The 25,507-nt window shown below is 67.4% G+C and carries 22 protein-coding genes; 19 read left to right on the top strand and 3 right to left on the bottom strand.

The annotated features are described in order from the left end of the window. Complete coding sequence (locus tag O5M90_RS01850) at positions 1-1,251, bottom strand: pyridoxal-dependent decarboxylase, exosortase A system-associated (RefSeq protein WP_269841642.1); 1,251 nt, start codon at positions 1,249-1,251, stop codon at positions 1-3. After that, the gene (locus O5M90_RS01845) at positions 1,248-2,867 is read right to left on the bottom strand and encodes an acyl-CoA ligase (AMP-forming), exosortase A system-associated (protein ID WP_269841643.1); all 1,620 of its coding nucleotides are present in this window, start codon (positions 2,865-2,867) and stop codon (positions 1,248-1,250) included. Before O5M90_RS01845 ends, O5M90_RS01850 begins: the two co-directional genes overlap by 4 nt. Before the next feature lie 233 nt (positions 2,868-3,100). Here O5M90_RS01845 and O5M90_RS01840 point away from each other — a divergent pair, with 233 nt between their 5' ends. From O5M90_RS01840 to O5M90_RS01750, 19 genes are read left to right on the top strand one after another with little or no spacing between them, the layout of a single operon-like run. Next, positions 3,101-3,352, top strand: a complete 252-nt coding sequence (locus tag O5M90_RS01840) for an acyl carrier protein (protein ID WP_137940664.1) — start codon at positions 3,101-3,103, stop codon at positions 3,350-3,352. Between the two features lie 32 nt (positions 3,353-3,384). Further along, complete coding sequence (locus tag O5M90_RS01835) at positions 3,385-4,230, top strand: hydrolase 2, exosortase A system-associated (protein ID WP_440401790.1); 846 nt, start codon at positions 3,385-3,387, stop codon at positions 4,228-4,230. Beyond that, positions 4,227-5,120, top strand: coding sequence for a hydrolase 1, exosortase A system-associated (locus O5M90_RS01830; RefSeq protein WP_269841646.1), 894 nt, complete (start codon positions 4,227-4,229; stop codon positions 5,118-5,120). Before O5M90_RS01835 ends, O5M90_RS01830 begins: the two co-directional genes overlap by 4 nt. Continuing rightward, positions 5,117-5,839 (top strand): ABC transporter permease, encoded by a 723-nt coding sequence (locus O5M90_RS01825; protein WP_269841647.1) that lies wholly within the window; start codon positions 5,117-5,119, stop codon positions 5,837-5,839. The genes O5M90_RS01830 and O5M90_RS01825 overlap by 4 nt, the downstream gene beginning before the upstream one ends. Next, positions 5,836-7,062 carry a DegT/DnrJ/EryC1/StrS family aminotransferase gene (locus O5M90_RS01820; protein WP_262973030.1) on the top strand — a complete coding sequence of 409 codons (1,227 nt, stop codon included), beginning with the start codon at positions 5,836-5,838 and terminating at the stop codon, positions 7,060-7,062. Before O5M90_RS01825 ends, O5M90_RS01820 begins: the two co-directional genes overlap by 4 nt. After that, positions 7,062-8,348, top strand: a complete 1,287-nt coding sequence (locus O5M90_RS01815; RefSeq protein WP_269841648.1) for a glycosyltransferase — start codon at positions 7,062-7,064, stop codon at positions 8,346-8,348. The genes O5M90_RS01820 and O5M90_RS01815 overlap by 1 nt, the downstream gene beginning before the upstream one ends. After that, on the top strand, positions 8,345-9,430 hold the full coding sequence (locus O5M90_RS01810) for a GNAT family N-acetyltransferase (protein WP_269841649.1): 1,086 nt from the start codon (positions 8,345-8,347) through the stop codon (positions 9,428-9,430). Before O5M90_RS01815 ends, O5M90_RS01810 begins: the two co-directional genes overlap by 4 nt. A 5-nt stretch (positions 9,431-9,435) precedes the next feature. Next, the gene (locus tag O5M90_RS01805) at positions 9,436-10,422 is read left to right on the top strand and encodes a glycosyltransferase family A protein (protein WP_269841650.1); all 987 of its coding nucleotides are present in this window, start codon (positions 9,436-9,438) and stop codon (positions 10,420-10,422) included. Next, positions 10,419-11,870 (top strand): lipopolysaccharide biosynthesis protein, encoded by a 1,452-nt coding sequence (locus O5M90_RS01800; protein ID WP_137940671.1) that lies wholly within the window; start codon positions 10,419-10,421, stop codon positions 11,868-11,870. Before O5M90_RS01805 ends, O5M90_RS01800 begins: the two co-directional genes overlap by 4 nt. A 20-nt stretch (positions 11,871-11,890) precedes the next feature. Beyond that, positions 11,891-13,093 (top strand): glycosyltransferase family 4 protein, encoded by a 1,203-nt coding sequence (locus O5M90_RS01795; protein WP_269841651.1) that lies wholly within the window; start codon positions 11,891-11,893, stop codon positions 13,091-13,093. A gap of 54 nt (positions 13,094-13,147) precedes the next feature. Next, complete coding sequence (locus tag O5M90_RS01790; RefSeq protein WP_440401789.1) at positions 13,148-14,461, top strand: glycosyltransferase family 4 protein; 1,314 nt, start codon at positions 13,148-13,150, stop codon at positions 14,459-14,461. 5 nt (positions 14,462-14,466) lie between these two features. Then, a complete protein-coding gene (locus O5M90_RS01785) occupies positions 14,467-16,422 on the top strand; it encodes an acyltransferase family protein (protein ID WP_269841654.1) in 1,956 nt (651 codons plus the stop codon). Between the two features lie 45 nt (positions 16,423-16,467). After that, positions 16,468-17,472 (top strand): acyltransferase family protein, encoded by a 1,005-nt coding sequence (locus tag O5M90_RS01780; RefSeq protein ID WP_269841655.1) that lies wholly within the window; start codon positions 16,468-16,470, stop codon positions 17,470-17,472. Continuing rightward, a complete protein-coding gene (locus O5M90_RS01775) occupies positions 17,469-18,392 on the top strand; it encodes a sialate O-acetylesterase (RefSeq protein ID WP_262973039.1) in 924 nt (307 codons plus the stop codon). Before O5M90_RS01780 ends, O5M90_RS01775 begins: the two co-directional genes overlap by 4 nt. A gap of 12 nt (positions 18,393-18,404) precedes the next feature. Then, entirely contained in the window at positions 18,405-20,087 is a 1,683-nt protein-coding gene (locus O5M90_RS01770) for an asparagine synthetase B family protein (RefSeq protein WP_269841656.1), read from the top strand. Between the two features lies 1 nt (position 20,088). Then, positions 20,089-20,706 carry an arsenate reductase/protein-tyrosine-phosphatase family protein gene (locus tag O5M90_RS01765; protein ID WP_269841657.1) on the top strand — a complete coding sequence of 206 codons (618 nt, stop codon included), beginning with the start codon at positions 20,089-20,091 and terminating at the stop codon, positions 20,704-20,706. Then, the gene (locus O5M90_RS01760) at positions 20,703-21,662 is read left to right on the top strand and encodes a polysaccharide deacetylase family protein (protein WP_269841658.1); all 960 of its coding nucleotides are present in this window, start codon (positions 20,703-20,705) and stop codon (positions 21,660-21,662) included. The genes O5M90_RS01765 and O5M90_RS01760 overlap by 4 nt, the downstream gene beginning before the upstream one ends. 22 nt (positions 21,663-21,684) lie before the next feature. Further along, a complete protein-coding gene (locus O5M90_RS01755; protein ID WP_269841659.1) occupies positions 21,685-22,779 on the top strand; it encodes an acyltransferase family protein in 1,095 nt (364 codons plus the stop codon). After that, positions 22,776-23,987 (top strand): carboxylate--amine ligase, encoded by a 1,212-nt coding sequence (locus O5M90_RS01750; RefSeq protein ID WP_269841660.1) that lies wholly within the window; start codon positions 22,776-22,778, stop codon positions 23,985-23,987. Before O5M90_RS01755 ends, O5M90_RS01750 begins: the two co-directional genes overlap by 4 nt. Here O5M90_RS01750 and O5M90_RS01745 read toward each other — a convergent pair. Further along, positions 23,981-25,507, bottom strand: coding sequence for a polysaccharide lyase (locus O5M90_RS01745; RefSeq protein ID WP_269841661.1), 1,527 nt, complete (start codon positions 25,505-25,507; stop codon positions 23,981-23,983). The genes O5M90_RS01750 and O5M90_RS01745 overlap by 7 nt on opposite strands.

Genomic DNA, 25,507 nt, shown 5'->3' with positions numbered 1-25,507 from the left:
TCAGCCGACCAGCACCTCGACCACCGCCGGATGCCCCAGGAAGCCTTGCGGACTGGCGCTGGCGCCGTAAGCGCCGGACTGGAACACCACGGCCAAGTCCCCGATCTCGGCGCCGGGCAGTTCCATCTTGTCGGCCAGCAGGTCCAGCGGCGTGCACAGCGGCCCCACCACCGAGACCGCTTCCGCCGCCAGCGGGCCATGCGCGCGGCTGACCGTGGCCGGGTAATTCTTGCGTATCACCTGGCCGAAATTGCCCGAGGCCGACAGATGGTGGTGCAGGCCGCCGTCGCAGAGCAGATAGACCTGGCCGCGCGAGACCTTGCGGTCGACGATGCGCGTCACATAGACCCCCGCCTCGCCGACCAGATAGCGACCCAGCTCGATCACCAGTTCCGCCTGCGGCAGCTCGCGGGCCGCGCGCTCGGCAATCGCCTGCAGATTGGCGCCTATCGGCGCCAGATCCAGCGCCTGCTCGCCCGGGAAATAAGGGATGCCGAAGCCGCCGCCGAGGTTCAGGAACTTGACCGGGCCGGGCGCATCGGCCGCCAGGCGCAGCGCCAGCTCGTAGCACTTCTGCTGGGCCTCGCAGATGGCCTCGGGCTTGAGGTTTTGCGAACCGGCGAACAGGTGGAAGCCCTCAAACGCCAGGCCCAGGCGCCCGACCTCGGCCAGCGCCGCCGGCACCAGCTCGGCATCGATGCCGAACTGCTTGGGGCCGCCGCTCATCTTCATGCCCGAGCCTTTCAGCTCGAAATCGGGGTTGACGCGTATCGCCACCCGCGCCGGCAGGCCCAGTTCGGCCGCCACCGCCGCCAGCACCGGCAGCTCGCGCAGGCTCTCCACATTGACCAGCACACCGGCGGCCACCGCCTGGCGCAGCTCGATATCACGCTTGGCCGGCCCGGCAAAGCTGATCTCGGCCGGGTCGGCCCCGGCGTCCAGCGCCACCTTCAGCTCGCCGGCCGAGGCCACGTCGATGCCGTCCACCAGGCCCGCCATCAGCGCGACGACGGCCGGCATCGGGTTGGCCTTCATCGCATAGTGCAGCTTGATGCCGGCCGGCAGCGCAGCGCGCAGACTGGCCACACGCTCACGCAGCAGGCGCCGGTCATAGGCGTAGAACGGCGTCTGGCCGACTTGCTCGGCCAGCAGCGAGAGACGCTTGCCACCGACGATCAACTCGCCGTCCTGCAGCGGGAACTGGCTCATCGCCGCATGCTGCGGCGGTTTCTTCACGGGACTCTCGCTCATAGATTCTTCTCCACCCAGGCGGTGGACAGCAGCTTGCGGTCGATCTTGCCATTCGGGTTGCGCGGCAGCGGGCCGGCCTGGGCCTCGATGCCGGCCGGCACCATATAGGCCGGCATGCGTTTGCGGCACTCGGCCTGCAGCGCGGCCAGGTCCAGCGCCGCGCTGCCGGCGGGCGGCGTCGCGATCACCTGGATGGCCTGGCCCAGCGTCGCATGGTCGACGCCGAAGGCCACGCACTCGCCGACCAGCTGGGTCGCATACAGCACCTCCTCGACCTCGGTCGGGCTGACCCGGTAGCCCGAGGTCTTCATCATCTCGTCGCGCCGGCCGATGAAATACAGATAGCCCTCGGCATCGCGGCGCACCGTGTCGCCCGAGAACACCGCAAACTCGGGCAGCTGCAGTCCGGCCTCGCGAGCGCCGGCCCCGACCGGCAGCGGCTTGTAGCGCTCGGCCGTCTTCTCGGCATCGTTCCAATAGCCCAGCCCCACCAGCGGGCCGCGATGCACCAGCTCGCCCGGCTCCTCGGCCGCGCATTCGCTGCCGTCCTCGCGCAGCACCAGGACCTCGGCGTTCGGAATCGCCTTGCCGATCGAGTCGGGCCGCAGATCGACCTGATCGGGCGGCAGATAGGTCGAGCGGAAGGCCTCGGTCAGGCCATACATCAGGAAAGGCTTGGCCTGCGGCACGCGCTGGCGCAGCAGTTGCAGGGTCTCGCGCGGCATGCGGCCGCCGGTGTTGGCGAAATAGCGCAGCCGCTGGTCGATCGCGGCCGGCCACTCGAGCTGGGACAGCTGGATATAGAGCGGCGGCACGGCGGTCAGCCCGGTGATGCGCTCGCGCTCCATGGCCTTCAGCACATCGCGCGGCAGCAGATAGTTCAGCAGCACGACGCGGGCGCCGACATGGAAGGCGGTGGTCAGCTGGCTGAAACCGGCATCGAAGGACAGCGGCAGCGCGGCCAGCAGGCTGTCCTCGGGCCGGTTCTCCAGATAGGACGCCACGCTCTTCGCGCCGGTCACCATATTGCGGTGCGACAGCACCACGCCCTTGGGCCGGCCGGTGGAGCCCGAGGTGTAGAGGATGGCGGCCATATCGCCGTCGATCACGCGGTGGCCGGCCTGCGGCGGCGCGTCCAGCAGATCGGCGAAGCGGTGCAGCGGCAGGCCGGCGCCATCCGCAGCAGCGGGCGCCTCGGTCAGCACCACATGGCGCAGCCCCGGGCAATCCGGCAGGGTCTCGCGCAGCAGCGCATGGCGCTCCGGCGAGGTGATCAGCACCCGCACATCACAGTCACGCAGGATGAAGCCGACCTGCTCGGGCTTGAGCAGCGGGTTCAGCGGCACGAACACGCCACCGGCGGCCGGCGCGCCAAAGCTGGCGATCACGGTCTCGAAACGCTTTTCCAGATAGATCGCGACCCGCTCGCCGCGCTGCAGGCCCAGGGCCCGCAAGCCAGCGGCCAGCGCCTGGATCTGCTGCGCCAGCTCGCCGTAAGAGAGCTGGCGTTCCGCCAGGCTCAGGGCCGGCGCTGCGGGCGAGCGCAGCGCACTGCGCAGCGGCAACTCATGCAAAAGCACGCTGTCGCCAGAAAAATCCACGTGTTCAGCTGTCATGGAACTCATTGAAATAGGGGACACACCGCTTTTGCAGATGTTCGGCGCAGCCAGGCAGGCATCCTACAGGCTGCACCGTCGCGGCCCCGTGGAGCGTACGCGAAACCCGCGTGACATATTGCGGGCCTGCCCCTCAGGATAAGGGGGCCGCCGGCCACGGATCGGCGCGGGCGCCCAGTTAAGATGCGCCGCTGTTGTGGGCAGCTTCGCCCTCGGAAAATTACAGAAAAAACATGGACGCCGAAAAGCAAGTTCTGCGCATTCTTGACGAGGTCCTGAGCCTGAACGGCCGCAGCGCCGGCTTTGACCGCGACACCGCCCTGCTCGGCGCCATCCCGGAGCTGGACTCGATGGCGGTGGTCAGCCTGATCACCGCGCTGGAAGAGCAGCTGGGCCTCACCGTCGACGATGATGAGATCGACGGCGCCACCTTTGCCAGCGTGGGCTCGCTGGCGGATTTCGTCGCGGGCAAGCTGGCGAGCTGAGCGCCGGCGCCGCGTCCGCAGCCCTCGCCAAGATGCAAGCCTTCTACATCGATCGCCCCCCAGACGGCGGCCAGCGCTTTTGCATCTACCACCCGGCCCAGGGCGGCCGTGCGCGCGGGCAGATCCTGCATCTGCATCCCTTCGCCGAAGAGCTGAACAAGACGCGGCGGATGAGCGCGCTGCAGGCCCGCGCCTTTGCCGCCGCCGGTTTTGATGTGCTGCAGATCGACCTGCTGGGCTGCGGAGACAGCTCGGGCGATTTCGGGGACGCCAGTTGGCAGGCCTGGATCGATGATGGCCTGGCCGGCATCGAATGGCTGCGCCGTCAGGCTGACGCACCGCTGTGCCTGTGGGGTCTGCGGGCCGGTAGCCTGCTCGCGGTGGAGCTGGCTCGTCGCCTGAGCGAACCGGTGGATCTGCTGCTGGTGCAGGCGCCGGCGAGCGGCAAGGTGCTGCTGCAGCAGTTTCTGCGGCTCAAGCTGGCCGCCGGGCTGATGGACGGTGACAACAAGGGCTTGATGGCGGCACTGCGCCAGTCGCTGGCCGCCGGCGACACGGTGGAGATCGCCGGCTACCGGCTGTCCGCCGCGCTGGCGCAGGGCCTGGAGGCGGCCACGATGCTGCCACCGGCTTCGTGCGAAGGCGCCCCCCGCCTGGCCTGGCTGGAGCTCAGCAGCCAGCCCGGTGCCGAGCTGACGCCGGTCGCGACGCAGACCCTGGCGCGCTGGCAGCAAACCGGCTATCGGGTCGACGCGCGCTGCGTGCTCGGCCCGGCGTTCTGGCAGACCAGCGAGATCGAGATCGCTCCGCAGCTGATCGAGGCCGGTACCGCGATGCTCGGGCAAGCGCTGCCGCAAGCGACCGTGACATCGCCATGAGCGTGCGCGAACAAGCTCTGCATTTCAGCTGCGCCGGCGACGCGCTGCTGGGCATTGTCAGCAGCCCGGCCGCGCCCATGGCGAGTTCCGGCGTCGGCGTGCTGATCGTCGTCGGCGGCCCGCAGTACCGGGCCGGCAGCCACCGCCAGTTCGTGTTGCTGGCGCGTGCCCTGTCCGCCCAGGGTCATGTCTGTCTGCGCTTCGATTACCGGGGCATGGGGGACAGCGCCGGCGCGGCGCGGGATTTCGAGGCGGTCGAGGCCGATATCGGCGCCGCGATCGCGGCCTTGCGCAGCCATTCACCGGCCGTGCAACGCATCGTGCTGTGGGGGCTGTGTGACGGTGCCTCGGCCAGTCTGCTGTATCTGCGCTCACGCGCAGCGCAGGCCGATGTGCACGGACTCTGCCTGGTCAATCCCTGGGTGCGCTCGGTCGAAACCCTGGCCCGGGCAAGGGTGAAGCACTACTACCGGGAACGGTTGATGCAGCGCAGCTTCTGGCTGAAGCTGCTGCGCGGCGGCGTCGCGACCGAGGCCGTGCGCGGCCTGCTCGCCAATCTGCGCCAGGCCAGTGCAGCGCCGGCCGCAACCGACGGGCAGGAACAGCTGCCCTTCCCCAAGGCCATGGCCCAGGCCTGGAAGAGCTTCGATGGCCCGGTACTGCTGCTGCTCAGCGGACAGGACCTGACAGCCAAGGAATTCATAGACACGGCCACAACAGCGCCCGCCTGGGCGGGCGTGCTGAATGGCCCGAACATCAGCCGAGAGGATCTGCCCCTGGCCGACCACACCTTCTCGGAGGACGCGCAGCGCCGGCAGCTCGAGCAGATCTGCATCGACTGGCTGCGCAGCCATGCCCTGATAGCGCACGCAAGGAAAAGGCCATCATGAACGGATATCGACGCTTCGCCCTGCCGCTGCTGACTGTGCTGTGCAGCGCCGGTATCAGCCTGGCTGCACAGGCTCAAACCGCCACCTTGTGTGGCGATCTGGCCAATGCCTTCGGCCCGCATGACTACAGGAAGGAAGCGGGCAATCCGGACGCGAAGCGGAGCACGACCAATCCGCTATTTCTGGTCGAGAGCGCGCATTTCCGGCCTGAGATGGAGGCCTTGATCAGAGGGCGCACGCCCGGCAGCGAGGTCGGGCCCGAGCTGGACTACACGCTGCGCGCCTTTCCCAATCATCATCGCGCGCTGCTGGCCATGACACGCCTGGCCGACAAGCAGAAGGTCGACCAGCCCAGAGGGGCCCGCTACAGCGTCGATTGCTGGTTCGAGCGCGCGATCCGGTTCCAAGCCGATGACGGCATCGTCCGCATGCTGTATGCCAACTACCTGGGCAGCAAGGGCCGGCGCGACGATGCCATCAAGCAGCTCGAAACCGCCACGCAACTGGCCAAGGACAATCCCTTCAGCCACTACAACATCGGCATGATCTATGCCGATATGCAGATCTTCGACCGGGCGCTGGCGCAGGCCCACCGTGCGAGCGAGCTGGGCATGCTGCGCACCGAGCTGAAGGATCGCCTGACTGCAGCCGGTCAGTGGCGCGACCCGGCCGGCGCCGCCGCCGCCAGCGCGCCAGCGGCCAGCGGAGCGGGGCAATGAGTCTTTCTGCGCCCGGCATGCTGAGTTCGCCCGCCTCGACCGACACGCCGACACGGCCCATCCCGCGTCTGCCGGTGCTGAGCTGGCAGTCGTTCTCGGGCCAGTGGCGCGCGCCGCTGCCCTGCCTGCTTGAGCAGCCCGGACTGCGGCTGAGCACCAGCGGCCGCGCCTCTATCCTGCTGGCCGTCGAATTGCTGGGCCTCAAGCCGGGCGACAAGGTGCTGGTGCCGACCTACCACTGCCCGACGATGATCGCCCCTGTCGTGGCGCTGAACGTCGAGCCGGTCTTCTACCCGATAGGCGCCCATGGCGGCGCGCAGATCGAGTGGCTGGAGCGTCAACCGCTGGAGGGCGTTCGGGCTCTGCTCGCGGCCCATTACTTTGGTCTGCCCCAGCCGATGCAGGCCTTGCGTCGCTGGTGCGATCAGCACGGGATCGCGCTGATCGAAGACTGCGCCCATGCCCTCTTCGGCGTCAGCGGCAGCCGGCCCGTCGGCCGCTGGGGTGATATCGCCATCGGCAGTCTGACCAAGTTCCTGCCCGTGCCCGAAGGCGGCTGCCTGCAGCTCAATATCAGCAACGACCGCCAGCTGGCGCTGCAGCAGCCCTCGCTGCTGCAGCAGATCAAGGCCGCCGCCGACATCGTCCATGTGGCGGCCAGCCACGGCCGCCTGACCGGGCTGAATTCACTGCTGCTGGGCATTTTTTCCCTGCGGCATCTGGTAAAGAGCCGCAGCAAGGCGCCGGTCGCCAGCCCGACACCCATCAGCGAGGGAGCACCGGCAGCGGACGGTTTCACGCTGGACCCGCTGCTCTCGCATCGCGCGCTGACCTGGGCCTCGGCCTGGGTGTCCCGCAGCACCCCGCGGGCCCGCATTGTCGAACGTCGCCGTCACCACTTCGCGCATCTGATACGCCTGCTTGGCGGCCATCAAGGCCTGCGCCCGCTGCACACCGAGCTGCCCGACGGTGCCGCACCCTATGTGTTTCCGCTGTGGGTCGACCACCCCGACCCCGGCTACGCCAAGCTGCGCCAGATGGGCATCCCGGTCTCGCGCTGGGACCGTCTGTGGCCGGGTCTGCCGGCCATTGACGCCGATGTCGGACCAACCTGGGCCCATCATGTGCTGCAACTGGCCTGTCATCAAGACCTCAGCGATGAGGAGGTCCGGGCCATCGCTGCCGCCGTGATCGCGCTGTACGCCACGGACAAGCCGGCGTGATGAAGCGCTTGCTGATGATCGCCTATCACTTCCCACCACTGGCGGGGAGTAGCGGCATCCAGCGCAGCCTGCGCTTTGCCCAGCAGCTGCCCGGCCATGGCTGGCAGCCTGCGGTGCTGAGCGTCAACACCCGGGCCTATGAACAGACTGGCAGCGATCTGCTCGCCGAGCTCCCGGCCGATCTCGAGGTGGTGCGGGCCTTTGCGCTGGATGCTAGCCGCCACCTGGCCATCGCCGGACGCTACCCCGGCTGGTTGGCGCGGCCGGATCGCTGGCTGAGCTGGCTGCTCGGCGCGGTGCCCACCGGCCTGGCCATGATCAGGCGCCACCGACCGGCAGCGATCTGGAGCACCTATCCGATTGCGAGCGCCCATCTGCTGGGCTACAGCCTGTCACGCCTGAGCGGCCTGCCCTGGGTGGCCGACTTCCGCGATCCGATGGCCCATGAGGGCTATCCGGCCGATGCCCGGACCTGGCAGAGCTATCTGAGCGTCGAGAAGAAGGTGTTCTCGCGGGCATGCCGGGCGGTCTTCGCAACACCCGGTGCAGCCCGCCTGTACCGGCAGCGCTATCCCGTGCAGGCCGAGCGCATCCGGGTGATCGAGAACGGCTATGACGAAGACGCCTTCCGGCGGGCATCTGACCAGCCACACGGCGCGGCATTGAACCCCGGCAGCCTGACCCTGCTGCACAGCGGCATCGTCTACCCCGAATGGCGCAATCCGAGCGGGCTGTTCGAGGCGCTGCAGCGCCTGCTGAGCGCCGGCGCCATCCGGCCGCAGACGCTGCGGCTGCGCTTTCGTGCCCCGGTGCATGATCGTTGGCTGGCCGATCTGGCCGAGCGTCATGGCTTGGGCTTCATGGTCGAGATCCTGCCGCCGCTGCCCTATATCGACGCGCTGACGGAGATGCTGGCCGCCGATGCCTTGCTGGCCCTGCAGTCGGCCGATTGCAATGATCAGGTGCCGGCCAAGGTCTATGAGTACCTGCGAGCGCGCAAGGCGATTCTGGGATTGGCCGCCCCTCAGGGCGACACGGCCGGCATCCTGCGCACCGCCGCAATGGGCCCGATCTGCGCGCTGGAAGCCCCTGCGGAGCAGATTGGCGAGGCCTTGCTGTCCCTGCTCGCCAGCTTGAACGGCGGCGCCTCGCCGGTGGCCAACGAGCACCTGGTCGGCACGGCCTCGCGCGAGGCGCGGACCGCGGCCTTGGCCGGACTGCTGAACGAAATAACCGTCGCTGCGGGTTCACCCAGCGGCCTCAAATCGAACCCATCAAAGCCATGAGCTGGACTCTTCACCCGATCGCCGATTTCCCGAGGCATGCCGCCCGCTGGGATCAACTGAGACAGTCGCTCGGGCATGCGGTCTTTCTCGAGTCGGCCTTTTTGCTCCCTTTGCTGGAGGAGTTCGGCGCCGGGCAGGAACTGCTGCTCGCGCTGCAGGCGGACGACGACGGCAAAGCACTGCGAGCCGGCGCGATCGTGCGCCGCTGCGGGGCCGGCCGGTGGGAGGTCTTCCAACCGTCGCAACTGCCCTTGGCCAGTTGGATGATTGAAGACCCTGAGCATTCGCTGGAGCGTCAGGCCAAGGCCTTGCTGTCAGCGCTGCCCGGCTTCGCCTTGAGCCTGGGTCTTCCCCAGCTTGATTCGCTGCTGCTGCCCCGCCCCACCAACAGTGCCAGCCTGAGGACGCAAGACTATATCGAGACCGCCTGGGTCGATGTCGACGGCAGCTTCGAGGCCTACTGGGAGTCGCGCGGCAAGAACCTGCGCCAGAACAGCAAGAAGCAGCGCAACAAGCTGGCCACCGAGGGCTTGGAAACCCGGCTGGAGTGTCTCGAAGAACCGGCGGATGTGGCCCAGGCCATCGCCGACTACGGTGCGCTGGAGAGTGCGGGCTGGAAAGCGGCCGACGGCACGGCCATCCATCCCGACAATGCCCAGGGTCGCTTCTACCGCAAGATGCTCGAGAACTTCTGCGCACAGGGGCGCGGCCGCATCTACCGCTATCGATTCGGCGACAAGGTCGTGTCGATGGACCTGTGCATCGAGAGCGGGCCCGTCATCGTGATCCTGAAGACGGCCTATGACGAAAGCTACCGGACCGTCTCGCCGTCAACGCTGATGCGCCAGGAGCAGTTCCAGCAGCTGTTCGAGCAGGCCCGCCACCGCCGCATCGAGTTCTACGGCAAGGTCATGGAGTGGCATACCCGCTGGACCGACAAGGCGCGGCCCATCTACCACGCCACCTGCTACCGCTGGCCGCTGATCGGCACCGTGCATGCCCAGCTGGCCCGCCACAGGCAGCGCGTCGCGGCGCGCCGGCAACCGGCGGCGGCCGATGCGCCCACGGCCCACAAGGAGTGAAACCGATGGTCCACCCCAAGATCGCTGTCATCATTCCGTTCTTCCAGCGCAAGACCGGCGTCCTCGCCCGCTCGCTGGCCTCGATCGCCGCGCAGGCCTACCCGTCGGAGCGCCTGTATGTGCTGGTTGTCGATGACGGCTCGCCCTGCCCGGCCGAGCAGGAGCTGCGCGACCATCCGCCGGCGGAGAACCTGCGCATCACCGTGCTGCAGCAGGCCAATTCCGGCCCGAACGAGGCCCGCAACACCGCGCTGGCGGCACTGGAGCCCGGCACCGATCTGGTCGCCTACCTGGACTCCGATGACGAATGGATAGGCGAGCACCTGGCCCGGGCCGTGAAGGCCCTGGACGCCGGCTACAGCGCCTATTTCGCCAATCTGTTTCATCTAGGCGACTCGACCAACGAGTTCGACAAGGCCAAGCGCGTCCGCCATGAGGACCACCCCAGCGTCGCGGGCGATCCCAGCCTGCGTGCCTACCAGGGCGATATGGTCCACCAGATCGCCACGGCCAACATCATCTTCATGCCTTCGCTGGTGATACGGGTCGACGCGCTGGGGCAGGCGCGCTTTCCGCTGGCGCACCGCCATGGCGGCGGCGACTATCTGTACTGGATGGACCTGATACGCCACGGCGCGCGCTTCGTCTACTCGACCGAGCCCGAGGTGCGTTGTGGCCAGGGCATCAATATGTGGTACGGCAGCGGCTGGGGCACGGACGGCCTGGCAATGCGCATCGTCGACGAGGCGCGTTTTCGTCGCAAGGTGCTGGAACAGCATGCGCGCACCGAGAACACCAAACGCAGCCTGCGGCAGCGCCTGGCCGAGCTGCAGAGCGGCATGCTGCAGGATGTGGTGCATCGCCTGCGCCACCGCAAGCCGGTGCATTGGCACACGGTGCGGCTGTTCTTCCGCGAGAACCCGCCGAGCCTGCGCATGCTGGGTCATCTGGCCCAGGTGCTCAGATCCAAGCTGACGGGCGCTGCCGCATGAGCCTGACCGTACGCGGGGCCCTGCTGTGGTCGTTCGCCGAGCGTTACACCAGCCTGGGCGTCACCATCGTCAGCACGATGCTGCTGGCGCGGCTGTTGACGCCGGCTCAGGTCGGTATCTTCTCGCTGTGCGCTGCGGTCACCGCCGTCGCCGGCATCCTGCGCGACTTCGGCGTCAGCGAGTACCTGATCCAGGAGAAGGAGCTGGACCGCAGCAAGCTGCGCGCAGCCTTTGGCGTGGCCATCCTGATCGGCTGGGGCATAGGCGCCAGCGTCTTCCTGAGCCGGGGCTTTGTCGCGGACTATTTCAAGGAGCCCGGCGTCGGCCAGGTGCTGGCGGTCCTGTCGCTGAACTTCCTGATCCTGCCCTTCGCCTCGCCCGCTTTCGCGCTGCTGAGCCGCGAGATGGCCTTCCGCAAGATCTTCGTGGTGCAGACCGTCAGCAACACGGTGCAGTCGGCGGCGGCCGTGGGCCTGGCCTATGCCGGCCACGGCTATATGAGCCTGGCCTGGGCGCCGGTCATCAGCATCCTGGTGCAGACCCTGATGCTGAGCTATATGCGGCCACGCGATTCGCTGATGCTGCCCAGCCTGCGCGGCACGCGCCAGGTGCTGAGCTACGGCTCGATGTTCGTCAGCTCACGGGTCATCGAGACCCTGACCCGCAATGCCCACGAGTTCATCATCGGCAAGCAGTTCGGCTTCACCGCCGTCGGCCTGTTCAGCCGGGCCTTCGGGCTGATCGAGCTGTTCTACTCGAACTTCACGGCCGCCGTGCTGCGGGTGACGACCCCGGCCTTCGCCAACGACCATCGCGGCGGCAACGATCTGCCGGCCCGCTATGCGATCGGCACCTCGATGCTGACCGTGATCGCCTGGCCCTTCTTCGGCTATGTCGCGCTGATGTCCGGTGAGATCATCCTGGTGCTATTCGGCTCGCAATGGCTGGCCGCCGCGCCGATCGCCAGCGCGCTGGCGCTGTCCGTGATGCCCAACTATCTGACCGCGATGGGCCCCAGCCTGCTGGCGGCAACCGGGCATGTCAAGCGCCGCCTGCTGATCACGATGGCCTATGCCCCGATACATCTGCTGGCCATTCTGAGCGCCAGCCAGTGGGGGCTGAATGCGATGGCCGCCGCCTTCGGCATCAGCAGCCTGGTCGCGCTGGCGATCTATGCGCACCAGCTGCCCCGCGTGCTCGGCTGCCGTGTCGGCCAGCTCTTCGGTGCCAGCAGCAAGAGCGCGCTTGTCGCGCTGCCCTGCATCGGCGCGCAGGCGCTGGTTCGCGAGCTCTGCCAAGCCTACCGACTCAATGGCTTCATCAGCCTGGTGCTGGTCGGTGTGGCCGCCGTGCTGGTCTGGTTTGTCGTGGCCCGTCTCGCCGGCCATCCGGCCTATCGGGAAATTGCCCGTTTCGCGCAGACCCGCTGGCAGCGCAAGCCCGCCTGAGCCGAGTCCGGACACCCGCCATGCTCAAGACCGTCGCCTACCTGATACGTTCCTTCCCCGAGCCCAGTGAGACCTTCATCGCCGAGGAAGCCGCGTCTTTGCTGGACGCCGGTGTGCGTCCCTGCATCCTCCATTTGCAGGACGGCAATGCGACGGTCCTGCATCCTGCGGCCCAGACCCTGCTCGACAAGGCCTTGCGCCTGCGGATCCGGACGGCTCAACCTGTGGCCATCATCGCGAACCTGATCCGCTGGATGGGGGTGGCCCCGCTCCGAACGCTGCGTACCCTGAGCAAGGCGCTGCGCCATCCCAGCCGCTGGTGCTACTTCCAGTCGCTCGGTCCCGCCTGGTGGTGCCGGCAGCAGGGCGTCGACTTCCTGCACGCGCATTTCGCCGATGTGAATTTCCAGTACGCGGCCTGCATCTCGGCCTGGAGCGGCATTCCCTTCGGCGTCACCACCCACGGCTATGACCTCCGCGAGGACCCGCTCGGGCGCGACGGCGCCAGCGAGCTGTATCGGCAGGCCGACGCGGTCGTGACCATCAGCGAGTACAACCGCCGCCATATGGTGCAGTGCTATGGCCTGCCGGAAGCGAAGATCAGCGTCGTCCATTGCGGCATCGACCTCGAGCGCTTCGCCTATCTCGAACGTTCGGCGCCGGCCGCCGGTGTGCCCTTGCGGCTGCTCAATGTGGGCCGGCTGGCACCCGAGAAGGGGCAGGACCTGCTGCTGCATGCGCTGGCCCGGTTGCGCCAGCAAGGGCTGCAACTGCATCTGGACATGGTCGGCGGCGGCGAGCTGGAACAAGCGCTCAAAGCACTGGTGGCCGAGCTGAACCTGGCCGACTGTGTCAGTTTTCACGGCGTGCAGCCCGAGCAGGTGGTCAGGCAGTTGCACCAGCGCGCCGATGTGTTCGTGCTGCCCTCGCGGGCCGAGGGGCTGCCGGTCGCTTGCATCGAGGCCATGGCGATGGGCACGGTCAGCATCGCCAGCCGTATCACCGGCATCCCGGAGCTGATCGAGCATGGCGTCAGCGGCCTGCTTGTCGAGGCCGGCGATGCGCGCGCACTGGCTGAGGCCATCGCCGCGCTGCAGGCCGACCCGGCCCTAGCGCAGCGCCTGCGGCTGGGCGGGCGGGCCACCGTGCTGGCCGGCTTTGATCGCGCCAAGTGCACGCGGCAGCTCATCGGCATCTGGAGCCAACAGACCTCATCGCATTAACTTTCCCTGCTGTCCCCCCGGGGCATCAGGGCCATATATGAAAGCACTTCCCACATGCGGCAACTGATCACGAGACTGAAGAACTGGCGCTGGGACCGGCAAAAGGAACAGGCGATGCGTGACTGGGCACAATCGCGCCGTCAACGATCGGCCGGTTCCGAGCAGCAAGCACGGCAGCTCGTCTTCCTGTGCGAGGAGTTCTTCCATCCCGATCTGCGCGGCTTTGGTGGCTTTGGCAAGACGGTCAAGAACATCGCCGACCATTACAACGGCAAGGCCGAGGATGACACCCGGGTTGTGCTGGCCTACCCCAAGGTCTCCGATCTGGTCAGCATGCCCGAGGTGCGGATCTACCACCAGACCAGCGTCGTGCTGCGCCCCGATGAGCCCCGGCCCGCCATCGCCACCCTCGATGCCTATGCCGACCTGATCACGGGCCTGAATCCGCGGGTGCTGATCTCGATCGACTGGTATCCCAGCTACGCCGTCCCGAGCTACGGGCTGAACGCGACGCCGTTGATCATCTGGATCCATGACCCGCGCGACCGGGAAGAGTGGGAGAAGATCGCCGAGGTCGCCGATGAGATGCACTTCCAGGGCCTGCAATCGGCCGAGCAGCTGATTGCACGCGCACGAGAAAAGAGCGTGTCCATCAAGCGGCTGTTCGAGCTCCAGCAACTGCTGCCGCGCAAGATCGTTTTCGCCACCACGGCACGGACCCTGCTGCCGCGTGCCGAGCGCACCTATGCGATGAAACCGGTATCCGCCTACTGGCTGCCCAATCCGATCGAGATCCCGGAGGTCGACAGCATCGAGTTCTCGGACAAGCCCAGCCTGCTCTATCTCGGCCGGCTCGACGCGGTCAAACGCCCCTGGATTGCGTTCGAGCTGGCCAAGCGCCATCCGGAGATCGACTTCCTGATCGCCGGCCAGGCCCACAACGTCGAGCTGATGGCGCCATGGATCGAGCGCTACCAGCACCTGCCGAACCTGAAGCTGCTCGGCCATGTCGACGGCCCGGCCAAGGACAGGCTGCTGCGCACCTGCTGGGGGGTGCTGAACACCAGCGTGCACGAGGCCGAGCCCGTCAGCTTCCTCGAGGCCTTCTCCTACGGCAAATGCGTGGTGTCCTGCCACGACCCCGATTTCGAGGTGACGAATTTCGGCTACTTCACCGGCGAGGTGCGCGGTGAGGGTCTGGACGAGGAGTCGCTGAGCCGCTTCGATGAGCAGATCAGAAACATCGTCGCCGACCCGCAGCAAAGGCTGGAGAAAGGCCGGCGCGGCCGCGAGGAGATGATGAAGAACCACACCTTCGCCAGCTTCCGAAGCCATCTGCAAACCATCCTGGAGACCGAAGGTCTCTGATCGCCATGCAGGGCCTACGCAACGACATCCAGGCATTGCGCGGCTTGGCCGTGCTGGTGGTGCTGCTCTACCACGTCCAGATCGGTGGCGTGGAGGCCGGCTATCTGGGTGTCGACATCTTCTTCGTGATCTCCGGCTATCTGATCACGACCCTGGTCGCTGCGGGCATTCAGCGCGGTGACTTCCGGCTGGCGGACTTCTATCTGCGGCGCGCCAAGCGTCTGCTGCCGGCCGCCTATCTGACCATCCTGCTCACCGCCTTGCTGGCCCCCTGGTTCCTGAATCGCCAGGAACTGCATGACTTCGCGCTGCAGGTGCTGGGCTCGGTCAGCTTCACCGCCAATATGGTGCTGTGGCAGCAGACCGGCTACTTCGAGGGCGCGAGCGACCTCAAGCCGCTGCTGCATATGTGGTCGCTGTCGCTGGAGGAGCAGTACTACATGCTGCTGCCTGCCGCACTGCTGCTGTTGCGCCGGTCCTGGTGGAAACCGGCCGTGCTGGCCGCGCTGCTGATCAGCCTGGGGCTGTGCGTGCTCGGTACCGAGTACAAGCCGGTCGCGACCTTCTATCTGCTGCCCACGCGCGCCTGGGAGCTGTTGATCGGATCGATAGCGGCCCTGCTGGTCACCGGCCATGCCCAGCCCGAGCGCCTCGCCAATGCGCCCTTGCTGCGCCTGTTGTTCTATCCCGCGCTGCTGACCCTGCTGGTCCTGCCTTTCTATCCCGTGCAGGCCAGCCATCCGGGCCCGGCCGCGTTCGTGATCTGTCTGGCGACCCTGCTGGTGATACTGCGGCGCCACGCCGGCCTGGAACAGCTGCGCCTGACCCGGGGCTTCGCGCGCGTTGGCGATATGTCCTACTCGCTCTACCTGGTCCACTGGCCCATCGTGGCCCTGATCAAGAATGCCTGGGTCGGCCCCGATGGCGCCCTGCCGCTGCCGCTGCGGCTCACCGCGCTGCTGCTGGCGTTCGCGGCGGCCTATCCGATGTACCGCTTCGTCGAGGAACCGCTGCGGCGCGCGCAGCTGCGCTGGACGGCGGGTGCGCTGGCGAAGACGGCGGCGGTCTCGCTGCTGCTGGTGCTGATCGCTCCGCTGAGCTTGTACGCGACGCGATCCTCGGTCGACTTCCAGCAGATACGCAAGGTCAATTTCGGCTTCGATGCGGCCTGCGACCAGAACGCGCCCTACACCGCCAAGCCCGAGTGCAGCAGCGCGCCCCATCCCAAGGTTCTGGTCTGGGGAGACTCCTATGCGATGCACCTGCTGCCGGGTCTGCTGGCATTGCCGGAGCTCGGAGGCGTGGCCCAAGCAACCCGTTCGAACTGCGGCCCCTTGCTTGATGTCGGACCGCAGCGTCTTCTGAACCCCAGGCCAGGTCCCGTCTATGACCGCGAATGGGCTCTGCAATGCATGGAGTTCAACCGGGCGGTCCTCGACGCCATTCGAAGCAGCGAGTCGATCAAGACCGTCGTCCTGTCCAGTCCCTTGTCGCAGTACACCGATGGCACGAAATGGATCAATCTGGTGGCGGGCGATGCCGGCATCACCGCCGCGCAACCAGCTCTGAGTCAAGCCGCCAAATCGCTGCTCGCAACCGCCGCCGAGCTGCGGGCTGCGGGCAAGAAGGTCGTGCTGATCGCCCCGCCACCCAGCGCGGACTTCAATATCGGCGCCTGTCTGGAACGGCGCTTGAGCGGACGCATCGCGCTGGGCGGCTACGAGGGATGCGAGGTGCCGCTGGATATCTACCGCGACAAGCGCGCGGCCGTGATCGAGCTGCTGGATGCCGTCGAGCGTGGCGGGCTTGAGGTCATACGGTTCGACCGGTTTCTGTGCGGCGCGCAAAGCTGCAAGACACAGATCGACGGTACGATGATTTACCGTGACTCGGGTCACCTCTCCCATGAGGGATCGCGCTTGCTGGCCAGGCAGATGAACTGGGCGCAACACATCAGATAAGCGGCATCGAGCAAAGTGAGCACACGGCAACCCCCATCGAACCGATTGCAAGAGATCGACGCACTGCGCGGCATCGCCGCGCTGATGGTCGTGCTGTTTCATTTCACGAGCAAGTTCGACGAGCTCTACGGACACGCCAGCGCGCCCGCCTTTGCGCTGCCCTGGGGGCATTACGGTGTCAATCTGTTCTTCATGATCAGCGGCTTCGTGATCTTCATGACACTGGCGCGCACACGGCAGCCGGCTGATTTCATCGTCTCGCGCTTCAGCCGCCTGTATCCGGCCTACTGGTTCGCGGTTGCGCTGACCTTTGGCGTCACCGCCTGGCTGGGCCTGCCCGGCAAGACGGTGGGCTGGGGCGACGCGCTGCTGAACCTGCTGATGTTCCATGGCCTGTTCAAGGTGCCCAATGTCGATGGCGTCTACTGGACCCTGCTGGTCGAACTGCTGTTCTATGCCTGGTCGCTGTTGGCTTTCCGGCTCGGACTGCTGGCGCGCATCCATCTGCTGCTGGCCGCCGCGCTGGCGCTGCGCCTGGTCTATTTCATTGCCGCGCGGGCCTTCGGCATCGACCTGCCCTGGACCCTGTCGCAGCTGCTGATACTGCCCTTCATCGCCTGGTTCGCTTGCGGCATCATGGTCTACCGGCTCAGCCATGACAGCCGCACGCGAGGCCTCGATCTGGCATTGATCGCCGCCGCGGTGCTGACCCTGGCCATCACCGAGTCGCCCTTCTTGGGCGCGCTGGCCGCCGCGCTGACCGTCCTGCTCTACCTCGCCGCCAGCCGGCGCCTGCCACTGCTGCGCATCGCCGTGCTGACCTGGCTGGGCGAGATCTCCTACACGCTGTACCTGGTGCACGAGAACATCGGCTGGGCCGTGATGCTGCGGCTGAAGGCCCAGGGCTTTGACCCGAACGTCTCGATCATGATCGTGGTCGCCCTGTCGCTGCTGCTGGCCTGGGCCATCACCCGCTGCATCGAGAAGCCCGCGATGGCACTCATCCGCAGCCGCTATCGCCAGCGGCAAACCACCGCCGTGCCGACATGAGCCGCGGGCGACTGCTGGCAACCTCGGTGATTGCAGGGCTCGGGCTGGCGGCGGCCTGGCAGGTCAGCGGCCTGCATCTGGGCGACACCGAGGAGCGTCGCCTGGCGCAACGCCTGCCCGACTTCGCGCGGGCCGCTGCGCTGCCGCCATGCGCAGGCGCCGACCAGGCGGCGCTGCGCCTGCTGATCCTGGGCCAATCGAATGCCGCCAACCATGGGGCACCCGCCGAGAACGACGGCCGCCCAGCTCTGGACCTCTGGACCCCGCAAGGTTGTGTGCAGGCCACCGACCCCTTGCCCGGCGGCAGCGGCTCGGGTGGCAGCATCTGGTCGCATCTGCCCGATGCGCTGCGGGCGCTCGGCCGGCAGCACCGACTGAGCCTGGCCGTCATCGCGGTCGACGCCAGCAGCATCGCCGACTGGAGCGACGCCAAGGGTCCGCTGGGCCGGCATCTGCAGCAACGGCTGCAGGCGCTGCATGCGGCCGGCTGGCAGCCCGATCTGGTGCTGTGGCAGCAGGGCGAGGCCGATACGCGCAAAGGCACGGCTCAGGCCGAGTACCAGCAGAGTTTCGAGCGCCTGCGCCTGAGCCTGCGCGAGCAGGGCATCGCAGCGCCCATGCTGCTGGCCCGCTCGACCCTGTGCGGTGGTCGGCGCAGCGAGCCGGTGCGCGCGGCCATCACCGATCTGCAGCGCCTGCACACCGACCTGCTGGCCGGCCCCGATACCGATCAGCTCGACGCGGCGGCAACCCGCTTCGGGGCCTGCCATTTCTCGCAAGCGGGGCTGGCTCAGGCGGCCGTGCTCTGGGCTCGCACCATTGACGATGCGCTGCGCAGCACGAAAACTGGCGAGCCGGCCGCCCTCCCGGCATCAACCCTGTGGTCCGCCACCGGCCAAGCGCCGACACTCAGACCCTAGCACCACGACCCTATGCATACGAGAGTGAAGAACGAGCCCATCCAGATCCTTCAGGGTCGCCCGCAGTTTCGGGATCGCGATCTGGCCGCGCTGGCCCAGCGTGCCGGAGCGGCCGAGGCCTGGCGTCAAGCACTGAAGAACGGCCCCGAGGCCGCGCTGCGGCAGGTGGATGGCGATTTCGCGGTAGCGCTGAGCACGGCGGATGGCGATGTCTTCCTGGCCACCGACAAATTTGCGACGCACACGCTCTGCTATGCGCTGGTCGATGGCCAGTTGCTGGTCAGCCCGGCCGCCAAGGACCTGGCTCAGCCCGGCGACGAGATCGATGTGCAGGCGATCTACAACTATCTGTATTTCCACTGCATCCCCTCGCCCGGCACCATCTTCAAGAACGTGCTGCGCCTGCCGCCGGCCCATTACCTGTGGTTCAGCCAGGGCCGTATCAGCGTCAAGCCCTACTGGACGCCGCGCTTCGATGAGCAGGGGTCGGCCGACTTCGCGGCCCTGAAGCAGACGTTCCTGAGTCATCTGCAAGAGGGCGTGCGGCGCCAGCTCGACGGCAGCAAACCGGCCTGCTTCCTCAGCGGCGGCACCGACAGCTCCACCGTGGCCGGCATGATCGCGCGCGAAACCGGCAGTGGCGCGGACAGCTACTCGATCGGCTTCGATGCCGAGGGCTATGACGAGATGGCCTATGCGCGGCTCGCCGCCCGCCATTTCGGCACCCGCCACCACGAGTACTACGTGACGCCGGATGATCTGGTGCGTGGCATCCCCGAGATGGCGGCCCATCTGGACCAGCCCTTCGGCAACTCCTCGGTGCTGCCGGCCTACTACTGCGCCAAGATGGCCCGGCAGGACGGCGTGAGCCGACTGCTGGCCGGCGACGGCGGCGACGAGCTCTACGGCGGCAACTCCCGCTATGCCAAGCAGCGCCTCTTCGATCTCTACCAGCAGGTGCCTGGCCTGCTGCAGCGCGGCCTGCTGGAGCCGCTGCTGCTGAAGACGCCGCTGGGCAAGCTGCCGCTGCTGCGCAAGGGCGCCAGCTATGTGGAGCAGGCCGCGACCCCGATGCCCGACCGCTTGCAGCTCTACAACCTGATCACCCGGGTCGGCCCGGCCCAGGTGCTGTCGCCCGAGATCCTCTCTCGCATCGATCTGGCCGCGCCGCTGCGCCACCAGCAGGCGACCTGGCGCGAGCCCGGCGATTGCAGCCCGCTGAACCGCGAGCTGGCTTTTGACTGGCGCTACACGCTGGCCGAAAGCGATCTGCCCAAGGTGCGGGCCGCAACGGCGCTGGGCGGAGTTTCGGTGGGCTTCCCGATGCTGGACGATGCGCTGCTGTCGCTGTCCTTGCGCCTGCCGGTCGACTACAAGCTCAAGGGCCAGCAACTGCGCTGGTTCTTCAAGGAGGCGCTGCGCGGTTTCCTGCCCGACGAGATCATCAGCAAACGCAAGCAGGGTTTCGGCCTGCCCTTCGGCGTCTGGACCACCCGCACGCCGGCGCTGCGAGCGCTGGCAGAGGATTCGCTGCATGGCTTGGCCGGCCGCGGCATCGTGCGCGCCGACTACATCAAACAGCTGCTCGACCAGCAGTTGCCCGCCCATCCCGGCTACTACGGCGAGATGGTCTGGATCCTGATGATGCTGGAGCAGTGGCTGCGCGCCCACCGCCCCAATTGGACCGTGCGTTGAAATGAACAAGATCCCTGCCCCCACCGGTCCGGCCACCAGTCTGGCCGCGCTGACGCGCTGCAACTTCGGCACCTTTCGCGGCTATGTGCGCACCCTGCTTGGCGAGGCCGAATTCCTGCTGGGCCGGCTCGATGCGCATCTGCACCCCGCCGCTCCCGAACAGGTCCAGCGTCTGGTCTTTGTCTGCCTGGGCAATATCAATCGCAGCGCCTTTGCCAACGCGGTGGCCGAGCGCCTGGGCCTGCGCACCTGCTCGATAGGCCTGGCCACGACGACCGGTGCGCCCGCCTTCCACCTGGCCGTGCAGACGGCCCGGGAGTTCGGCTACTCGCTGGAGGCTCACAGCGCCACCGACCTCAGCGACCATCAGCGCCAGGACGGCGACTACTATCTGGTCATGGAGGTGCGGCACCTGCACCGCCTGATCAAGGCGGGCATCCCGAGGCATCGCATCGGATTTCTCGGCCACTGGTCGCGACCGCATCGCATCCATCTGCACGACCCCCACACACTCAGCGAGGAGTACTTCCAGACCTGCTTTGCACAACTGCACGCCGCCGTCCATTGCCTGAGCTCGCATCTGCGGCTCGCCGGCAGCCCTGCGGCTCTCGCGCGATGAAGGTCCATCTCAGCTTCGACGTCGAGATCTGGTGCGATGGCTGGGACGAGCTGGATCGCAAGTTCCCGGCGCAGTTCGAGCGCTATGTCTACGGCCGGTCGGCGGCCGGTGATTTCGCGCTGCCGCATGCGCTGGAGGTGCTGGCCAGGCATGGCCTGCCGGCAGTCTTCTTTGTCGAGCCTCTGTTCGCCGGCCGTTTCGGCATCGAGCCTCTGCGCGAGATCGTCGCGCTGATCCAGAATGCCGGGCAGGAGGTTCAGCTGCATCTGCATCCGGAGTGGGCCGACGAGATCCGCCCCCTGCCTTTCGAGGGGGCTCGTGTCAAGCGCCAGCACCTGTCCTACTACAGCCTGGACGAGCAGGTCACCCTGCTGAGCCTGGGCCTGCGCCTGCTCGCCGAGGCCGGCGCTCAGCCGATCAAGGCCTTCAGGGCCGGCAGCTTTGCCTGCAATGCCGATACCTTCAAGGCGCTGAGCCAGATCGGGCTGCGCTATGACAGCAGCCTCAACCCGGACCACCCGGACTCAGGCCTCGATCTGCGCGCGCAGCAGGACTTCTACCGCCCGAGCCGCATCGAGGCGGTCGAGACCATTCCGATGACGGTCTTCCGCGACGGTCTGGGCAAGCCCCGGCCAGCCCAGGTGGGCGCCTGCAGCTTCGTCGAGATGCGCGCGGCGCTGGAATCGGCAAAGGCGCAGGGGCTGGAACACTTCATGATCCTGTCGCACAACTTCGAGACCCTGGTGCCCGGCTCGACCAAACCCGACCGCTTTGTCGTCGAGCGTTTCGAGCAGCTGTGCGCCTATCTCGCCGCGCATGCCGATGCTTACGAAGTCTGCGGCTTCAACAGCCCGGGCTTTAGCGTTCGCCTCGGCGGCCCGCCGGCCGCCATCAGCGCGCCCTTGCTGGCCAGCGCGCGGCGCCATCTCGAGCAGCTCGCGCGGCGCCTCCTGTGAAGCCCACCATCGAATCGACGCGATGAACAAGCCCTTCTCGATCTATCTGGACCTGGTGCGCTTCAGTGCGGCCGTGCTGGTCTACTTCTACCACTCGAACCAGCGCTTTCTGTCGACCGAGCTGCTGCCGGCCAGCCATTTCGGCCACAGCTCGGTGATCGTGTTCTTCGTGCTGTCGGGCTTCATCATTTCCTACATCACCGACACCAAGGAGAACGACTGGCGGGTCTTCATGGCCAGCCGCTTCTCGCGGGTGTTCTCGGTCGTCGTGCCCGCCATCCTGGTCACACTGCTGGCCGACGGGATCGGCCGCCAGCTCTACCCGGCCATCTACAGCGGCTACCCCTTCGACCAGTTCGGCCTGCGCCTGCTGGCCAGCAGCCTGCTGATGAACGAGACCTGGCTGATCTCGGTCACCTTCTTCTCCAACGTGCCCTACTGGTCGATCGGCTATGAGTGGTGGTACTACATGGCCTTTGCCTGTCTGCACTTTCTGCGCGGACGCTCGGCCTGGCTGGCCTTTGCAGCCATCTTTGCGCTGCTGGGGCCCAAGCTGTTGCTGCTGGCGCCGATCTGGTGGCTGGGCGTGCTGCTGCATCGCTGGCGCTCGCTCGCCCAGCTGTCGGCGCCGGCGGCCTTGCTGGGGCTGCTCGCCAGCATCGCCGGCATCGTTGCCTTCCACTGGCTGGATGTCGAGGCGGCCTGCAGTGCCTGGCTCAGCGATCAGCTGGGCGCCGAGCTGCACCGCAACCTGACCTTCTCCAAATTTTTCCTGTCCGACTACCTGTTGGGCCCGCTGGTGTTCCTGAACTTCGCCTGCATGCGGGTGCTGGCGACCCGCGCTGGCGCCTTCTTCCAGGCCATCGAGCGTCCGACCCGCTTTCTGGCCCAGTACACCTTCACGCTCTACCTGCTGCACCAGCCGCTGTTCCTGTTCTGGGGTGCGGTGGTTCGCGGCAATCCGGGCACGCCCGCCTACTGGCTCAGCGTGACGGCGCTGACCTTCGCGACCGTCGGTCTGATCGGCCATTTCACCGAGAACAAACGCGGCCTGCTGCGCGACTGGGCGCTGACCCTGCTGCGTCGCGGCCAAGCTCCGCAGCGCCACTACACATGACCGATCTCTCATCGACCCGCTGCTATGTGCTGGGCCTCGAAACGCAGATAGGGCTCAGCCTGGTGCGCGAGCTCGGGGCCGCCGGCGTCACTGTCATCGGCATCGCCCAGGACGAGACCGCGCTGGGCCTGCGTTCACGCTATCTGAGCCAGGCCGCGCTCTTGCATTCGCCGCGCACCCCGCAGGGTCTGGCGGAGCTTCGCGCCATTGGCGAACGCTTCGGCCCTGGCACGCTGCTGGCCGTCTCGGAGGCCAATCTGCAATGGCTGATGGACGAACGGGAGGCGCTCGGCGTGCTCAGTCCGGTGCTGCCCGATGCCGAGGCCTTTGCCATCGTGCTGGACAAGACCCGCACGCTGGACGCGGCCCGGGCGGTCGGCATCGAGGTGCCCGAGACGGCCAGCCCGGTGAGCTGGGCCGAGGTCGAGCAACTGGCCATCGGCTGCCGTTTTCCGGTCGTGCTGAAGTGGGCCGATCCGGCCAAGGTGGCGGGCCGGCTGGCCGAGCTGGGCCTGCCGCTGGAGAAGGCCGAGCATATCTACTCGGCCGAGCAGCTGATTGCCGCCTGCGCGCGCTACCGGCAGCTGGGGCAGTGGCCGGTGGTGCAGGAGTACTGCGCGGGTACCGGTCTGGGCCAGTTCTTCTTCATGCATCGTGGCCAGGCCGTGCGGCGCTTTCAGCATCTGCGCATCGCCGAATGGCCGCCCGAGGGCGGCTTCTCCAGCGTCTGTGATGCGGTGCCGCTGGACCAGCATCGGGACTTGCAGGAGCGCTCGATCGCGCTGCTTCAACGCATTGGCTGGCATGGCGTGGCCATGGTCGAGTACCGCCACGACAGCGCGACCGGACGCTCGGTGCTGATGGAGATCAACGGGCGTTTCTGGGGCAGCTACCCGCTGGCCCTGCATGCCGGGGCCGGCTTCGCGCTGATCAGTCACGCGGTGCAGGCGGGCGCCGGTGTGCCCACACTGCCCGCGCCGGTCGCGCGCTTGCGGGCCCGCATGGTGGCGACCGAACTCAAGCGTCTGCTGCGCATCCTGCTGCAGCCGCACAAGATCATCGACCGGCAGTTCCGGCGGCGCCCCCTACAGGAGCTGAGCCGCTTCGTCACGGACTACTTCCGCCCTGCGGTGTGCTACTACGTCTGGAGCTGGCGCGACCCCCGGCCTTTCTTGCAGGACATGCGCAATCTGCTGCGGCGTCACTGAGCCCCGGCAGCCTTGAAGACCGCCGGGCCGATATAGCGGCGGGCGACGACGATATTGTCGATGTAGAGGGTCAGGTCATGCGGGGCCGGCGCGACGCCGCCATGGTAGACATCCAGCCAGACCTCCTCGATGGCGAGCTTGTCGGTGTCGCGAAAGCGCAAGCCGCCCTGCTCCAGCACCTGACTGCCATCCACCCAGGCGCGCACGATGCCGTTGCGCTGCCCCGGGTCGTTGAGCTTGACGTACTGCTCGACGCAGTACCAGCGCTCGTTGCTGAGCACGCCGGACAGTCCTTCGCCCCAGCCGTAGATGGCACCGGAGTTGTCGCTCTGGTCGACATGGTAGGCATAGGACACCAGCCCGGTCAGCCGAGCCACCGTGGGATCGTCGGTGGGTCGGCGTGCGAAGCCGCCGCGCACCGACCAGCCATTGAAACCATCGGGCTTGCGCATGCCCCAGCCTGCCTTGCCATAGGTGCCGGCGATGCCGGGCAGCTTGCCGCCGTCGCCGCTGGGGTTCCAGTCTCTGGCGAAGCGCAGGTAGTAGCGGAAGTAGAGCTCCTGCGGCTCCGCCTGACCGTGGCGCGCAAAGCGGTAGCGCAGATCCAGCCCCAGGTTTTTGCCGCGACGCATCGTCACCTTCAGCGCCCGCCCGGCGAGGGGCACGAAGCCGCCCGCCTTGTCGGCATCGATGCTCTCGGCGTCGCCGCGCAAGGCCAGCTCGCCGAAGCGCGCCATCCAGGCCGACTCCTCGAAGCCGGCGGTGAACAAGACATCGGGGTGGCCCTCCAGCCCGCGGTCGGCCGGGGCTGCGGCCGCCAGGCCTTGCCGGGGTTCATGGGCCTCGGTAAAGGCGGGTTTCAGCGCGAAGCTGCCGATGGTCTGGGCCGAGGCGCCGTACTGCTTGTCGCTGCTCAGCAAGAGCGCGGCCGATTCGACCTCGGCCAGGTTCTTGGGCAGTTCGAAGCGCAGCAGCACACTGCGGTCACCACCGGTCTTGAGCTCGGCGCGGCGCCCCAGGCTGCTCAGCGAGCTGCAGTCGAGGAAGGTATCCGCCGCCGGCGCCAGGCGCAGACGGCGGCCGTCCTTGAGCGTCAGCTTGAGCAGCGGCCGGGCGGTGATATCGCTCGACTCGCGGCTGTGGAAATCGATCACATCGCTGCCGGTGGCGGACTTGCCGACCGCGCGCAGCACGACGATATGGGGCAGGCGCGGCTGCGCCTGCCAGGCCCGCAGCAGCGGGCTCAGGTCCATCTCGACAAAGGGACGACCCTGGCCGCGCGCCACGACCATGGTCGAGAACGGACGCTGACCGCGCGGCTGTCCCTGGGCATCGACCCAGTCGCCGCCGCGCTGGCGCCAGGCCATCGGCCCCATGCCGAGGTAGTGAGCGCAGGTCGGACCGACCGATGCATCGCCGAGCTCGAAGCCTTCCGGCATCGCGTGCACGCTCAGCGCCGATGCCAGGCCGATCAGCAAGACCAGGCATCGCGCCGCGCTCCAGCGGGATGAGCCAGCCAT

Origin of the sequence: Paucibacter sp. M5-1 (genome assembly GCF_027498415.2) — a bacterium.
Taxonomy (GTDB): Bacteria; Pseudomonadota; Gammaproteobacteria; order Burkholderiales; family Burkholderiaceae_C; genus Roseateles_E.
The sequence above is the reverse complement of the archived record's forward strand: the minus strand, read 5'-3'. Positions and strand labels throughout refer to the sequence as shown.